Here is a 14,691-nt window from a genome sequence, read left to right as displayed (position 1 = left end):
CGGCCGGTGCGCCGCCCTGTTGCTGGTTCAAGGAAACGGATTCTCGATGATCAAGATTGCCATCAATGGTTACGGGCGGATCGGTCGCAACGTGTTGCGAGCCCTCTATGAAAGCGGGCGCGACAAGACCATCAAGATCGTCGCCATCAACGAGCTGGCGGCCCCCGAGGCCATGGTGCACCTGACCCGTTACGATACCAGTCACGGTCGCTTCCACCATCCGGTGCAACTGGCGGGCAACAGCATGCTGGTGGGGGAGGATCTCATCTCCCTGTTTGCCGAGCGGGATCCGTCAAAGCTGCCGTGGCGGGCGCTGGGGGTCGATGTGGTGCTCGATTGCACCGGGGTATTCGGCTCGCGGGCCGATGCCGAGCTGCATCTGGCGGCGGGGGCGGGCAAGGTGCTCTTCTCCCACCCGGCGGATGCGGATGTGGATGCCACCGTGGTCTACGGGGTCAACCATCATACCCTCACCGGAGCGGAGCGGATTGTCTCCAACGCCTCCTGTACCACCAACTGCGTGGTGCCGGTGATTGAAACATTGCATCGAGAATTCGAGATAAATTGTGGTACTATTACGACAATTCATTCGGCCATGCATGATCAGCAAGTCATCGATGCCTACCACAGTGACTTGCGCCGAACCCGCGCTGCCAGTCAGTCCATCATTCCGGTGGACACCAAGCTGGCAAAGGGGCTGGAGCGTATCCTGCCCCACTTCGCCGGCAAGTTTGAGGCGATCGCGGTGCGGGTGCCGACCATCAATGTAACAGCGATGGATCTCAGTATTACTGTTCGTAAAAAAGTGACAGTTACTGACGTAAATCAAGCCCTGCAACGGGCATCCAGAGGTACATTACACGGTATTCTGGATTACACGGAAGAACCTCTGGTCTCCGTAGACTTCAATCATGATGCACACTCCTGCATCATTGATGGTACCCAGACCCGGGTGAGCGATGCCAACCTCGTCAAGATGTTGATGTGGTGCGATAACGAATGGGGCTTCGCAAACCGGATGCTGGATACCACCCGGGCCATGATGGCCGCAGGCTGAGCCTGCCCCGGGCGAAAGGTTACTGTTTTTAACATTACCTGGAAAATATAGAGGACTGAATATGTCTGTTATCAAGATGACTGACCTGGATCTGGCGGGTAAACGCGTTCTGATCCGTGCTGACCTGAACGTACCGGTAAAAGACGGCAAGGTCACCTCCGATGCACGTATCGTTGCGACTCTGCCGACCATCAAGCTGGCTCTGGAAAAGGGCGCCAAGCTGATGATCACCTCCCACCTGGGTCGTCCGACCGAGGGTGAATACAACGAAGAATTCTCCCTGGCTCCGGTTGTCAACTATCTGAAAGACGCTCTGTCCTGCCCGGTTCGCCTGGCCAAGGATTACTTGGATGGCGTAGAAGTCGCTGCCGGTGAGCTGGTTGTGCTGGAAAACTGCCGCTTCAACAAAGGCGAGAAGAAGAACACCGAAGAGCTGGCCAAAAAATACGCCGCCCTGTGTGACGTCTTTGTAATGGATGCGTTCGGTACTGCTCACCGCGCCGAAGGTTCCACCTACGGTGTGGCTCAGTTCGCTCCGGTCGCCTGTGCTGGTCCGCTGCTGGCGGGTGAACTGGAAGCCCTGGGCAAAGCCATGCTGAAGCCCGAGCGCCCGATGGTTGCCATCGTTGGCGGCTCCAAGGTCTCCACCAAGCTGACCGTTCTGGAATCCCTCTCCAAGATCGCTGACCAGCTGGTTGTCGGTGGTGGCATCGCCAACACCTTCATCGCTGCTGCCGGTCACAACGTCGGCAAGTCCCTGTGCGAGCACGACCTGATCGACACCGCCAAGAAACTGGCTGCCGAGACCAACATTCCTGTGACCACCGACGTGGTTGTAGGTGCCGAGTTCTCTGAGTCCACTCCGGCGACCATCAAGTCCGTCTCTGACGTGACCGACGGCGACATGATCTTCGACATCGGCCCGGATTCTGCCAAGGCCCTGGCTGACATCATCATGAACGCCAAGACCATCCTGTGGAACGGTCCGGTTGGTGTATTCGAGTTCGACCAGTTCGCTGAAGGCACCAAGGTTATCGCTGAAGCCATCGCTGCTTCTCCGGCCTTCTCCATCGCTGGCGGTGGCGACACCCTGGCTGCCATCGACAAGTTCGGCATCGCTGACAAAGTCTCCTACATCTCCACTGGCGGCGGCGCCTTCCTGGAGTTCGTAGAAGGCAAGGTACTGCCGGCTGTTGCGATTCTGGAACAGCGCGCCAAAGCCTAATTGACCCGGAACGGGGGGCAAAAGCCTCCCGTTTCGTTTATCATGTGCCCGCTGTGCCGGTTCATGATGAACCCCCCATTTTTTATTAACGGCATACGAGACAGGACGATTAAACATGTCTAAGAAAATTTTCGACTTCGTAAAACCCGGCGTGATCACTGGTGATGACGTTCAGAAAGTGTTCGCCATCGCTAAAGAGAACGGCTTTGCTCTGCCGGCCGTAAACTGCGTTGGTACCGACTCCGTTAACGCCGTACTGGAAGCTGCCGCCAAGGTTAAAGCGCCGGTTATCGTTCAGTTCTCCAACGGTGGTGCCGTGTTCACCGCCGGTAAGGGTCTGAAGCTGGAAGGTCAGAAAGCTGCCATCCTGGGTGCCATCTCTGGTGCCAAGCACGTTCACGCTGTTGCCGAAGCTTACGGCGTGCCGGTAATCCTGCACACCGACCACGCTGCCAAGAAGCTGCTGCCGTGGATCGACGGTCTGCTGGAAGCGGGCGAGAAGCACTTTGCTGAAACCGGCAAGCCGCTGTTCTCCTCCCACATGCTGGATCTGTCCGAAGAGTCTCTGGAAGAGAACATCGACATCTGCTGCGAGTACCTGACCCGCATGGCCAAGATGAACATGACTCTGGAGCTGGAACTGGGTTGCACCGGTGGCGAAGAAGACGGCGTCGACAACAGCCACATGGATCAGTCCGCTCTGTACACCCAGCCGGAAGATGTTGCTTACGCTTACGAGCGTCTGTCCAAGATCAGCCCGCGTTTCACCATCGCTGCCTCCTTCGGTAACGTACACGGTGTATACAAGCCGGGTAACGTCAAGCTGACCCCGTCCATCCTGGACGCTTCCCAGAAGTACGTTTCCGAGAAGTTTGGCGTTCCAGCCAAGTCTCTGGACTTCGTATTCCACGGTGGTTCAGGTTCCACTCTGGAAGAGATCCGCGAGTCCATCTCCTACGGCGTAGTGAAGATGAACATCGACACCGACACCCAGTGGGCAACCTGGGAAGGCCTGCTGAACTTCTACAAGAAGAACGAAGCTTACCTGCAAGGTCAGCTGGGCAACCCGGAAGGCGCCGACAAGCCGAACAAGAAGTACTACGATCCGCGCGTATGGCTGCGTGAAGGTCAGACTTCCATGATCGCTCGTCTGGAGAAAGCATTCTCCGACCTGAACGCCATCGACGTACTGTAATTCGTTACAGCACCTTGATTGCATGAAAAGGCGCCCTTCGGGGCGCCTTTTGCATTTCTGTGATCCGCACCGGTTGGTGAGTGGAGGAGGAACTGGGTATTATCGAAACAACTTTGCTTATTTTATTAAACAATTTGCAACCAAGGCAGGATGCTGAGTATGCAGGCAGGAAAGCACAACGGATATCAGGAGCACGTCGCCTCCTACTACGCGGCCACCCGCAACGACTCGCAACAGTGGCCCGAGCTGGAGGGGGAGCACAAGGCTGACGTCTGCATCATCGGCGGCGGTTTTACCGGTCTGAATACCGCCATCAATCTGGCTGATGCCGGTTACAAGGTCGCCTTGCTGGAGGCCAACCGCATCGGCTGGGGTGCCTCCGGGCGCAACGGCGGTCAGCTTATTCGCGGTATCGGCCACGATACCAGTCAGTTTGTCCGCTGGATTGGTGAGGAGGGGGTTCGCGAGCTCGACCTGATGGGGCTGGAGGCGGTGCAGTTGGTGCGCGAGCGGGTTGAACGCTTCAACATCGAGTGCGATCTCACCTGGGGCTACTGCGACCTCGCCACCCGTCAGCGTCATCTGGCTGGCTTCGAGGAGGATCTCGACCATCTGGCGAGCCTCGGCTATGAGCACGAACTCAAGCTGGTACCGCGGGAAGATATCCATAGCGTGGTGGGGTCTGATCGCTATATCGGCGGCCTTATCGACATGGGCTCCGGCCACCTGCATCCTCTCAATCTTGCGCTCGGCGAGGCGCGCGCCGCCGCCAGCCTCGGGGTCTCCCTATTTGAACACTCCAGAGTGACCCATATCGATTACGGCAAGCAGGTGGAGGTGACCACGGCTCATGGCCGGGTCACCGCCGATTATCTGGTGATCGGCTGCAACGCCTATCTCAACGACCTCAATCCAGAGCTGGGAGGGCGGGTGCTGCCGGCCGGTTCCTACATCCTCGCCACCGAGGTGCTGGATCGCCGCTTGCGCCTGCGCTTGCTACCGCAAAACATGGCGGTGTGCGATCAGAACGTGGCCCTCGACTACTACCGCCTCTCTGCCGATGGCCGCCTGCTGTTTGGCGGCGCTTGCAACTACTCCGGCCGGGATCCACGCGATATCAAGGCCTTCATGCTACCCAAGTTGTTGCGGGTATTCCCCGAGCTGGCTGGCACTGCCATCGAGTTTCAGTGGGGCGGCATGATCGGGATTGGCGCCAACCGGCTGCCGCAGATTGGCCGTCTCAAGGAACACCCCAACGTGTTCTACGCCCAGGCCTACTCGGGTCACGGCCTCAACGCTACCCATATGGCGGGCAAGCTGGTGGCCGAGGCGATCCGCGGCGAAAGCCGGGGTTTCGATCTCTTTGCCAGCGTGCCCCATATCACCTTCCCCGGCGGCCCGGCGTTGCGCTCCCCGCTGTTGGCACTGGGAATGCTGTGGCACCGTTTCAAGGATATCTTCTGAGTCACTGGCGGGGCACTGTACCCCGCCAGCCCTTGTTTATAGCGGCACTGCACTAGCGCACAGCCTGATAGACCAAAAAATGCGTTAGCGCCAATCCCTTCCGGTTGGCGCTATCTTTTAGGTGTGAGAGTGATGCCGGGTCAGGTGAACAAGAGCGGGTTAGCTGGCCGAAAAAGATGTGTAGGAGGGCCGAGATGGAGATGAATGTGGTCGCGCCAGGCGGGCCCACCCCGCTGGTGCAACGGCAGGGATCTCTATCCCGCAGCCATTGGCAAGGACGACGCTGTCGTCATCAACTGGCAGTGACAGCCGGATGGTGCGCGACCTTGGCTCTGTGCTGGATAATCTAGGGCTGTCGTCGAAAGGAGAAGGTGGTGGCGGCAGCCATATGTCAATCAAGGACTCGCTGGAGGCGTTCATCAATACCATGATGGGAGCCCTGCAACAGCAGCAGGAGCAACAGCTGGCGTTGCAGCAACAACAGCGGCAAGAACAGGAACAACGAAAGATTGCGCTCGCCGACAACAGCGAGAGCCCGCTGAAACGCGATCTGGCGCGTCTGCTGGGGACGCTGGATCAACCGGGCGGGCAGGGAAAAGAGAGCAGCCAAGGGGGGCAGAACGACGCGATTGACCCCTTGCAGAGCCAGCTGACCAAGCTGCTGGAGAGCAGTGGTGCGGCAGATAGCGGGATCACCCTCAAGGATGTGTTGTCGGGGTTGGCCAGCAAGCTGCCGGGTGAACCCGCAGAGCGAAAAGGGTATCGGGTCGATACCCAGGTCTGAGCTGGTCAATCACGGCAGAGCTTGCAGAGAGTAAGGGGCGGGGAGCCCTTTATTGCGCCGGTTCAGCCAGTCGCCACCCCTGTTCGCCCTTCATCATCCACACCTCCGCCTCTTGCGGCAGTACCTGACCCGCTTCGAACTCGCCATATTTGCGCTCGAGCTCCATCAGTCCCATCTCCTGCTGGAAGGGGCCGACACGGTCATAAATCAGATCTTCGTCGTGCAGCACCTGCAGCTGATCCAGTCCCTGCTTGAAGTGGAGCTGGTAACTCACCTTGACCAGATAGACCCCCTCCATCCGCTCCTCCTTGCCGAGGATGGTGAAGTCGCTGATTTCGAACAGGTTGGCGTCTGTCTCGGCCAGCAACCTAGCGGTAACTTGGCTCCGGATATCCTCTTCACCGGGCCCTGCACTGCAGCCATAAAGCCAGAGGGCTAGCAGGGGGATGAACCACTTTTTCATCAAAACTCCGGACAAGTGCAAAACGAGAGGGGCGATTGTGCCACGCGAATGCGCGGCGGCAAACCTCGGCTCACGGTTCCAGTGAACGCTCCAGTACGATGGTCTCTGCCCGATAACCAGCTAGCTCGCGGCGATAGCACTCGGTGAAGCCTCTGCGCAGCCAGAAGGATAGAGCTCTCTCATTGCTGGCAATCACTGACAGGCGAAGCCGGGTAGCCCCCCATGAGCTTGCCAGCGTACAGGCGTGAAGATAGAGCGACTGACCACGGCCACTCCCTTGCCAGGGTTCCCCCACCAGTAACAGACCCAGATAGGCGGTGTCTGGATTGGGGTAGCCGCGCAGCAGATCAATGACAGCGGTGAGTTCTCCCTGCTCCCAGCGGCCGATGAGATGTTTGTCGGAGAGAGGCAGGCCGGATGGGCAGGCGACAAGTTCCTCTTCTCCTGCCTGTGCAGAGAGAGGGTCATTGCTCACCGCCGCCTGATAGGCTGGGGCCAGTTCCAGCAGCCGCTGCAAGGCCGGCGCATCGCTTGGCTGCAATCGGCGCAGCTCACTTGGCATGGCTGACCCTGTCGAGGTGAGCGAGGAACTCCGCCGGTCCCATAAAGCCGGTGACCCGCTGGCCTGTCAGCTCCTTGCCCTCATGGTCGAAGAAGATGAGGGTCGGCAGCCCCAGCACATTGAGGGTGTTGAGCAGCTCGACATCGGCATCGTCGTTGGCGGTGACATCCGCCTGCAGCAGCACCATCTGGCCGAAACGCTCGCGCACAGCCGGGTCGCTGAAGGTCTTGTGTTCGAACTCCTTGCAGGCGACGCACCAGTCGGCGTAGAGGTCAAGCAGCACTGGCTTGCCGCGAGCGGCGGCCAGCTGCACCTTGAGATCATCCAGCGTCTTGATGCGGATAAACCGCGGCGCCGTTTGACTGGCATCCGCCGTGACGGCAGCAGGGGTGGCTGGTTGCAGCAGATCCTTGCCCACTACCACGGCGCTGATCATCGCCAGCAACAGCACGAAGCCCCGCACGCTTTTGGCCACCGAGTGGGGCTGGTGCTGGTTGTGGTGATAGAGATAGCCGCACAGCAGCAGCCCCCAGCCGAGCCAGGCGAGAGTAGCAATCTGATCGCTCCAGAGCCGTGACAGCAGCAGGATCGGCACTGCCAGCAGGGCAAAACCAAACAGCTGCTTGATCACATCCATCCAGGCGCCTGCTTTGGGCAGTAGCTTGCCACCCGAGGTGCCGAGCAGCAGCAGCGGTAGCCCCATCCCCAGTGACAGCGCATAGAGCGCCGCCCCGCCGAGCCAGAGATCGCCGCTCTGAGCCACGTAGATCAGCGCCCCCGAGAGCGGCGCCGTGGTGCAGGGGGAGCAGACCAGCCCAGAGATCATCCCCATGATGGCAACCCCGACTACCGAGCCCCCCTGCTGGCGGTTGGATAGGCCGGAGAGACGGGTTTGCAAACTGCTCGGCAGTTGCAGGGTATAGAGTCCGAACATGGAGAGGGCCAGTAGCACGAACATCACCGAGAGGGCGATCAGCACATAGGGGTGTTGCAGCGCCGCCTGGAATTTCAGACCCGCCGAGGCCACTACCAGTCCGAGCAGGGTGTAGGTGACAGCCATCCCCTGCACATAGACAAAGGAGAGCAGGAAGGCGCGACCGGTGGAGAGGCGATGGCCGGCACCGGCGATGATGCCGGTCAGGATTGGGTACATGGGGAAGACGCAGGGGGTGAAGGCGAGCCCCAGCCCCAGTGCGAAGAAGGCGACGATGCTGAGCCAGAACCCCTGATTGCCGAGGGCTGCGGCCAGCTGATCTTGCTGGCTAACCGGTGCGATGCTTTGTGCCGTATCAGCAGTGGACGCTGTGGTTGCCGTGACCAGCGGGGCCACATCGATCAGCTTGTCTGTCGGCGGGTAGCAGAGGCCGTCGGTACAGCCCTGATAGCGCACCCGCAGGGTGGCATTTTCCCCCACCTCCTTTAGCGGCACCGCGATGCTCACCTGCTGATAGTAGACCCGGGTCTTGCCGAAGAAGTCATCCTCGTGCTCGGTGCCTTCCGGTAGGGTCGGCTCGCTGAAGGTGAGGTTGTTCCCCTTGAAGCGCAGGCTGTGGCGATAGAGGTAGTAGTCGTCGGCGATGTGGAGGGTCAGCAGCAGCTGATCGCCACGCTGTTCGCTCTCGATCTGAAAGGCCTCATCGACCTGCAAAAATTTGGGCTTGGCGTTGGCCTCAATACCCAGCGAGCTGAGCAGGTCGGCGCCGCTGGCGTGGGCTGGGGCGCTGCCCACCGCTGTCATCAACAGGGCACAGAGCAGCAACAGGGGAGAGAGCAAGCGGGTGAATGTCATGAGGTCTCCCCATTGAGCCAGTCGAGATAGGCGGGTAGTCCGGCACTTACCGGCAGGGCCAGCAGCTCGGGCACTTCATAGGGGTGATGGGCCTGAATGCATGCCTGCAGCTTGGCAAAGAGTGGCTGGCGGGATTTGATGATGAGCTGGATCTCGGTGGCGCGCTCTACCTTGCCTTGCCAACGATAGACGGAGGTAATGCCCGGCAGTTGATTGATGCAGGCGGCCAGCCGCTGGTTCAGCAGCTGTTCGCAGAGAAGGTCGGCACTGGTTTGATCTGGGCAGGTGCAGAGCACCACAATGGCGTCGGTCATAAAGCGGATCTTCACCTCGTTGGGGTAAACCGGGCAGGCGCCCTTGCCGTCTCATCCCTGTCTGCGGATGAAGGTGAAAAAAGCGCCCGAAAATCAGCGGCTACTATACCCCAGAGGCGCTTCAAATAGCATCTGTAGCCATTTGTGAGCCAGCGCCAAAAATTTGTGGGGGGCATGAGATAGACGCTGTCATGGGGACAGGGCAGAATGAGCGGGCTTGTTCCCAATTGACGTAAGGAAATGTATGACCCAACAGAATGAGCAGCAGAGAAACCGCATGTTGAGCCTGCTGCGCGAAGGTGAGCGCCGCATGTTGGTTCAATTGGCCGGGCTGCTGCGCACGACCGCCGATGAAATCAATGCCGAGCTGGAGAAAGAGGAGCTGATGGCCACCCTGGAGCAGCCCATCACGGTGGAGTATCTCAACGGCGTGGTGCAGCACCATCTGTTCGAGCGCAAACACAAGGGAGATATGGCGGTTGCCCAGCAGATCCTGAGTGATTATCAGAGCGAGCTGGAAGCGCTGCAGGCCGCCCAGGCCCAGCCTGAAGAGGCTGCTGCGGCCGACGAGAGCGGCGAAGAGCTCAAGGCCCAGGCTTGAGCGACGGGCAGGCCTGAATCCTTACCTCTGAATCAGCCGGCCTGCCAGCGCTGATCCCTCTTTCGGCCCCATCATGTCTGCCATGATGGGGCCGTGTCGTTTCTTCTGTAGTCTTTCCTTGTTGACCTTCACTTCTCGGTTTCAATCCAACTGATTCGTGCCTTAGCGCGCCTCTTGGGGCATGCCGTGCGGCACTTCGCGGGGTATGGGGAACACCTTGTCATAGCCCCAGTTGTAGACGAAGGCATAGATCAGATAGAAGACGACGAAGCCCAGATCCAGCACCAGCGCCTCCAGCAGGCTGACGCTCAGCCACCAGGACATGACCGGCAGCGCGACGATCAGCAGACCGCCCTCAAAGCCGAAGGTATGCAGCACACGTTGCCACAGGGTTTTGTGGGTATGGCCCTGATATTTGAGCAGCAGCTTGTCGACCCCGATGTTGTAGATGTAGTTCCAGACGGTGGCCAGCACCGAGAAGAACAGTGCCAGCGGGCCCATATGGTTGAGCCCTACCCCGGTAACCCAGCTGGCCAGCGGGGCGGCAATCAGCAGGCCAATAAATTCAAAGCCAATGGCATGGCGCAGGCGATCGTTACGGGTACGCATAAGTCACTCTCTCAATCAGGTTCATTCACGAATTGCAGGTTAATCTATAGAACTTTAGCGATAGATTCATGTTGGTATCCATCGCTAAAATAGATGGATGAGAGGGCTTGCCGGAGGGCCACAAGATGACGCCATCACTGGAACAACTGAGGATCTTGCTGGCGGCCGCCGAAACCGGCTCGTTTTCCGCTGCCGCCCGCAAGCTGGGCAAGGCGCAGTCGGTGGTGAGCAGCGCCATCGCCAATCTGGAGATCGATCTGGCGCTCACCCTGTTTGATCGCAGCGGCCGCTATCCGCAGCTGACGGAGGCGGGGGCCCGCATGGTACAGGAGGCGGGGATCCTGCTGGCGCAGAGTGAACGGTTGCAATCCATTGCCGGGGAGCTGGCGGCCGGGGTGGAGACGCGCCTCACCCTGGCCATCGATGATGACTCCCACCTCCCCTGGCTCGGCACCCTGCTGGAGGCGTTCGCCACTCGTTACCCGACAGTGGAGCTGGAGCTGCTCTTCCCGCTGATGGAGGATGTGACCGAGATGCTGGTGACCGGCCGGGCCCAGCTCGGCATCAGCTATCAGAAGGTGCATCCCCAGCGGGAGATTGTCGCCCGTTCGCTGGGGGAGGTGACCATGCCGCTGGTGGTGTCGCCGGATCATCCGCTGGCCCGCAAGCAGCCGCTGCGGGAGGTCGATCTGCAGGGGGCACGTCAGCTGATGGTGACCGGCCGACGGGAAGGGAGCGAGCGTCAGCGTTTTCGCATCTCGGCTCAGGTGTGGTGGGTCGAGGGGGATCTCGGGGTGCTGGAGCTGGTCAAGCGGGGCCTTGGCTGGTCCGCTATCCCGGAATTTCTGCTGCATCAGCCGCTGAAGCGGGGCGAAGTCGTGGTGCTGGAGCCGGACTTTATCGCCAGCCATGCGTTGGCGCTGGAGCTGCAGTGGCATCGCGCCCGCCCGCTGGGGCAGGCGGGGCGCTGGCTGAAGGAGGCCCTGCTGGCGCGGGTGCCTCGCTAGCCGACCTTACTCGGTCAGGGCGTAAGGCAGGGGTTGCAGGGTGAGGCGGGAGCCTTCGTCCTGCTTGAGGCGGAATTGGGCGTCAGCCTCGGTATCTTTCGGCAGTACGGCGGTGAGCCACACCTGCCCGGCCTGTTGCCAGGCGTTGAGCACCATGCCGCTGCGGCGCCAGTTGTCACCCAGTTGCAGCTCCAGGGTATCGCCGCTGGCGACCGGCTCGCCGGCAGTGCCAGCCAGCAGGAACAGGGCGCGGTTGTTGGCGCCGCGATACTTGGCGCGGGCCACCGTCTCTTGCCCCATGTAGCAGCCCTTGTTGAAGCTGATGCCGTCCAGTGCCTGCAGGTTGAGCATCTGCGGGATGAACTCCCCCTGATGCACCGCTTCCATATGTGGCAGGCCCGCCTTGATCTCGAGCCCCCACCAGAGTGACTCGTCACCTTGCGGAAGGGCGTCGGCTTGCTGAGTGCTGACCAGTAGCCAGCGATCCTGTTCAATCTTCACCGCCATGCCGCCGTCGATAAGACCGCTCTGCAGAAGGCCAAACTGGGTGGCGATCCATCCATCGCTGCCCGTACCGGCGATCCCGGTGGCGTGGCGTTCGTCGGCAGCGATTTCGACCTTGGAGAAGACGGCAAATTTCTTCAGCTCCGGCAGTTGGCGCTCCAGCACCGAAGGGCTGGTCAGCAGCAGCAGGCTGTCGTCGAGGCAGAGCAGGCGGAAATTGCTCCACAGCTTGCCCTTGGGATCACAGTGACCACCCAAGGTGCTTTGGCCTGGTTGCAGGGCGTTGACATCACAGGTGACCTGACCTTGCAGATATTTGGCGCGATCCTGGCCGCTGATACGGGTGATGGCCAGCTTGGTCAGGGAGAAGCGGGTCGGCTCGGCAGGAAAAACAGGTGGTTGCAGGCTCACGATGGTATTCCAGAGAGAAAGTATGTGAGCTGCATGGTAAAGACGTAACTAATGTTTGTCAGCCGGAAAATCCAGCTGGTACCATCCCCCGGTCTTTGTAAGGAGAGTGCCATGTTGAGCCCAGTTGAAAAATCCCGCCTGAAGTGGGCCTGCCGTCGCGGTATGCTCGAGCTGGATGTGATCTTTATGCCCTTTTTCGAACACGAGTTCGACTCCCTGAGCGAAGCCGATCAGCAGACCTTTATCCGCCTGCTGGCGAGCGACGATCCTGATCTGTTCAAATGGTGCATGGGTCATGGTGTCCCTGCCGATCCCGCATTTGCCGCCATGATCCCGATGATCCTGGAGCGCAATCAGGCGCGCCACGACCGCCAGGGGTAATACCGTGGAGCGGGTGATCATGACGGTTTACTCCTCCCGCCATCAGCAATGTTTGCTGGTGGCCCTCTTTCTGTTGCTGCTCTGGCCGATGGCTGGCCTGATTGCCGGTTGGCAGTGGGCGCTGTTGTTGCCCGTCTGGCTGGTGGCGCTCTGGCTGAGCTGGCGCTTCCTCGCCGAGCCCCCGTTCGAGTTTGTCTGGGATGGCCAGTGGCTGCAGTGGCAAGGTCGCCGCTATCAGCTCGGTAACAAGAGCCGCATTCTGCCCGGTGTGCTCAGGCTGGCGCTTTGTCCTGATCCGCAAGAGAGTGGGGCTGTGTCGCCACGGCAACTGTGGCTCTTCTCCGACGCCCTTCCCCCCGAACACTACCGCCTGCTGGCGCGAGCCATCCACTTTCTGCCGTCCCGGCGCTGACACCTGTTCCCGTGATGACTAGGCGCTGATTTATCGCGATAAGCGGCTGCCATGTGGCTGGCGGCACAATTTGCTGAAAAAAAGTTGCTGTAAAAAACCGCTGAAAAAAGTGATCCCGCTAGGGCGGGATCACTGATTGTTGCAACGCTTTGCGGGAAGGGGGATTAATCCCGCTCCGGGGTCAGCACGGTCGGTTTGGAGTCCGGCAGCATATCCGGATGATCCAGGTTGTAGTGCAAGCCGCGAGACTCCTTGCGCTGCAGGGCGCAGTTGACGATAAGCTCGGCCACCTGCAGCAGGTTGCGCAGTTCCAGCAGGTTGTTGGATACGCGGAAGTTGGCGTAGTACTCCTGTACCTCCTGCTTGAGCAGGTCGATGCGGCGCTTGGCGCGTGCCAGGCGTTTGTTGGTACGCACGATGCCCACATAGTCCCACATCATCAGCCGCAGTTCGTGCCAGTTGTGCTGGAGCACCACCAGTTCGTCGGAATCTTCCACCTTGCTCTCGTCCCACACTGGCAGGTGCGGCGGCTCCACGCTCATCGGTAGCTTGGCCAGAATGTCGGCCCCCGCCTGATGGGCATAGACCACGCATTCCAGCAGGGAGTTGGAGGCCATGCGGTTGGCGCCGTGTAGCCCGGTGTAGGTTACTTCGCCGATGGCGTAGAGGCCGGGGATATCGGTCTGGCCGTTGTTGTCGATCATCACGCCGCCACAGGTGTAGTGTGCGGCCGGCACGATGGGCATCGGCTCCTTGGTGATATCGATGCCGACCGCGAGGCAACGCTCGTAGATGGTCGGGAAGTGCTTGATGATGAAATCGGCCGGTTTGTGGCTGATGTCCAGATACATGCAATCCGCCCCGAGCCGCTTCATCTCGTGGTCGATGGCGCGGGCGACGATATCGCGCGGTGCCAGCTCGGCCCGCTCGTCAAATTCCGGCATAAAGCGGCTGCCGTCCGGGCGGCGCAGATAGGCTCCCTCGCCACGCAGCGCTTCGGTCAGCAGGAAGTTGGGATCATCCGGGTGGAACAGGCTGGTGGGGTGGAACTGGTTGAACTCCAGATTCGCCACCCGGCAACCGGCCCGCCATGCCATGGCGATACCATCGCCAGAGCTCACATCCGGGTTGGAGGTGTACTGGTAGACCTTGGAAGCGCCACCGGTGGCCAGTGCCACGAAACGGGCGCGGATCACCTCGACCTGCTCGGCGTTGCGGTTCCAGACGTAGGCTCCCAGCACCTTGTTGCCCGGCAGATTGAGCTTGCGGGTGGTGATGAGGTCGACCGCGTTGAAGCGCTCCATCAGCTGGATATTGGGGTGGGCACGGACCTGATCGATCAGGGTGAGCTGCACCGCCTTGCCGGTGGCGTCGGCCGCGTGGAAGATGCGGCGATGGCTGTGGCCCCCTTCCCGGGTGAGGTGGTACTGGGATTCGCCGTCGGCGTTCTCCTCCTGATCGAAGGGGACCCCTTGCTGAATGAGCCACTGGATGGACTCGCGGGCGTGGCGGGCGGTGAACTCCACAACGGCCGGGTCACACAACCCGGCGCCCGCGTTGAGCGTGTCGCTCACGTGGGATTCGATGCTATCGGTTTCGTCGAAAACGGCAGCGATGCCTCCTTGCGCATAGAAAGTGGCCCCTTCACTGATGGGCCCCTTGCTCAGAACCAGGACTTTGGCGTGGTCTGCCAATCGCAACGCGAGGGACAAACCAGCGGCACCGCTGCCAATGATCAGTACATCGCAAAGGTATTCAACACTTGCTTTCATAAGTATCATTGGCCTGGATTAAGAACTGGCACCATGGTAGCCCAAGCGAGGGCGAGGATGCAGCCTGCATCACATTTTTTTCAATTGAAGCGAACTTTCTCTGATTCTCCCTGTCTGAACTTGTGCGCTTAGGAAGGGCCG

16 protein-coding genes are annotated in these 14,691 nt (G+C 60.2%); 9 read left to right on the top strand and 7 right to left on the bottom strand.

Annotation, left to right across the window (positions count from 1 at the left end):
* The first annotated feature begins 46 nt into the window (after positions 1-46).
* The 5 genes from epd (at position 47) to ACTG2U_RS08755 (ending at position 5,725) form a co-directional block, all read left to right on the top strand.
* The gene (gene epd, locus ACTG2U_RS08775) at positions 47-1,057 is read left to right on the top strand and encodes an erythrose-4-phosphate dehydrogenase (RefSeq protein WP_005335438.1); all 1,011 of its coding nucleotides are present in this window, start codon (positions 47-49) and stop codon (positions 1,055-1,057) included.
* 61 nt (positions 1,058-1,118) lie between these two features.
* Positions 1,119-2,282: a phosphoglycerate kinase gene (locus ACTG2U_RS08770; RefSeq protein ID WP_005335436.1), complete on the top strand. Its 1,164-nt coding sequence runs from the start codon at positions 1,119-1,121 to the stop codon at positions 2,280-2,282.
* Positions 2,283-2,397: 115 nt separating this feature from the next.
* A complete protein-coding gene (gene fbaA / locus ACTG2U_RS08765; RefSeq protein ID WP_005340963.1) occupies positions 2,398-3,477 on the top strand; it encodes a class II fructose-bisphosphate aldolase in 1,080 nt (359 codons plus the stop codon).
* Between the two features lie 159 nt (positions 3,478-3,636).
* On the top strand, positions 3,637-4,941 hold the full coding sequence (locus ACTG2U_RS08760; RefSeq protein WP_252657176.1) for an NAD(P)/FAD-dependent oxidoreductase: 1,305 nt from the start codon (positions 3,637-3,639) through the stop codon (positions 4,939-4,941).
* Between the two features lie 388 nt (positions 4,942-5,329).
* A complete protein-coding gene (locus ACTG2U_RS08755) occupies positions 5,330-5,725 on the top strand; it encodes a hypothetical protein (protein ID WP_429013778.1) in 396 nt (131 codons plus the stop codon).
* Positions 5,726-5,774: 49 nt separating this feature from the next.
* Here ACTG2U_RS08755 and ACTG2U_RS08750 read toward each other — a convergent pair whose 3' ends face one another.
* The 4 genes from ACTG2U_RS08750 to cutA form a co-directional block, all read right to left on the bottom strand.
* Complete coding sequence (locus ACTG2U_RS08750) at positions 5,775-6,188, bottom strand: hypothetical protein (protein ID WP_201972835.1); 414 nt, start codon at positions 6,186-6,188, stop codon at positions 5,775-5,777.
* A 70-nt stretch (positions 6,189-6,258) separates the two neighbouring features.
* Complete coding sequence (locus tag ACTG2U_RS08745) at positions 6,259-6,750, bottom strand: GNAT family N-acetyltransferase (protein WP_201972836.1); 492 nt, start codon at positions 6,748-6,750, stop codon at positions 6,259-6,261.
* Positions 6,740-8,539: a protein-disulfide reductase DsbD gene (locus ACTG2U_RS08740; protein ID WP_439974365.1), complete on the bottom strand. Its 1,800-nt coding sequence runs from the start codon at positions 8,537-8,539 to the stop codon at positions 6,740-6,742. Before ACTG2U_RS08740 ends, ACTG2U_RS08745 begins: the two co-directional genes overlap by 11 nt.
* Positions 8,536-8,853 (bottom strand): divalent-cation tolerance protein CutA, encoded by a 318-nt coding sequence (cutA, locus tag ACTG2U_RS08735; protein ID WP_439974364.1) that lies wholly within the window; start codon positions 8,851-8,853, stop codon positions 8,536-8,538. Before cutA ends, ACTG2U_RS08740 begins: the two co-directional genes overlap by 4 nt.
* Positions 8,854-9,097: 244 nt before the next feature.
* Between cutA and ACTG2U_RS08730 the strand changes: the two genes are divergently transcribed.
* Positions 9,098-9,454, top strand: coding sequence for a hypothetical protein (locus tag ACTG2U_RS08730; protein WP_005362699.1), 357 nt, complete (start codon positions 9,098-9,100; stop codon positions 9,452-9,454).
* Positions 9,455-9,616: 162 nt separating this feature from the next.
* On the opposite strand, the gene ACTG2U_RS08725 is transcribed toward ACTG2U_RS08730, so the two are convergent.
* Positions 9,617-10,063: a PACE efflux transporter gene (locus tag ACTG2U_RS08725; RefSeq protein WP_047436069.1), complete on the bottom strand. Its 447-nt coding sequence runs from the start codon at positions 10,061-10,063 to the stop codon at positions 9,617-9,619.
* Positions 10,064-10,188: 125 nt separating this feature from the next.
* On the opposite strand from ACTG2U_RS08725, the gene ACTG2U_RS08720 reads away from it, so the two are divergent.
* Positions 10,189-11,070 carry a LysR family transcriptional regulator gene (locus ACTG2U_RS08720; RefSeq protein ID WP_139493879.1) on the top strand — a complete coding sequence of 294 codons (882 nt, stop codon included), beginning with the start codon at positions 10,189-10,191 and terminating at the stop codon, positions 11,068-11,070.
* Between the two features lie 6 nt (positions 11,071-11,076).
* Here ACTG2U_RS08720 and ygfZ read toward each other — a convergent pair whose 3' ends face one another.
* A complete protein-coding gene (ygfZ, locus tag ACTG2U_RS08715) occupies positions 11,077-11,985 on the bottom strand; it encodes a tRNA-modifying protein YgfZ (RefSeq protein WP_439974363.1) in 909 nt (302 codons plus the stop codon).
* Between the two features lie 111 nt (positions 11,986-12,096).
* Between ygfZ and ACTG2U_RS08710 the strand changes: the two genes are divergently transcribed.
* Positions 12,097-12,366: an FAD assembly factor SdhE gene (locus tag ACTG2U_RS08710; RefSeq protein WP_005335417.1), complete on the top strand. Its 270-nt coding sequence runs from the start codon at positions 12,097-12,099 to the stop codon at positions 12,364-12,366.
* Between the two features lie 19 nt (positions 12,367-12,385).
* Positions 12,386-12,778, top strand: coding sequence for a protein YgfX (locus ACTG2U_RS08705; RefSeq protein WP_439974362.1), 393 nt, complete (start codon positions 12,386-12,388; stop codon positions 12,776-12,778).
* A gap of 164 nt (positions 12,779-12,942) precedes the next feature.
* Here the strand turns inward: ACTG2U_RS08705 and nadB are convergent, their stop codons facing one another.
* Positions 12,943-14,550 (bottom strand): L-aspartate oxidase, encoded by a 1,608-nt coding sequence (gene nadB / locus ACTG2U_RS08700; protein ID WP_439974361.1) that lies wholly within the window; start codon positions 14,548-14,550, stop codon positions 12,943-12,945.
* Positions 14,551-14,691 lie beyond the last annotated feature (141 nt).

It is taken from the genome of Aeromonas sp. 95A, from assembly GCF_051919235.1.
Lineage (GTDB): Bacteria > Pseudomonadota > Gammaproteobacteria > Enterobacterales > Aeromonadaceae > Aeromonas > Aeromonas veronii.
Note: the sequence above shows the minus strand (reverse complement) of the source record. Positions and strands in the feature narration are given on the sequence as shown.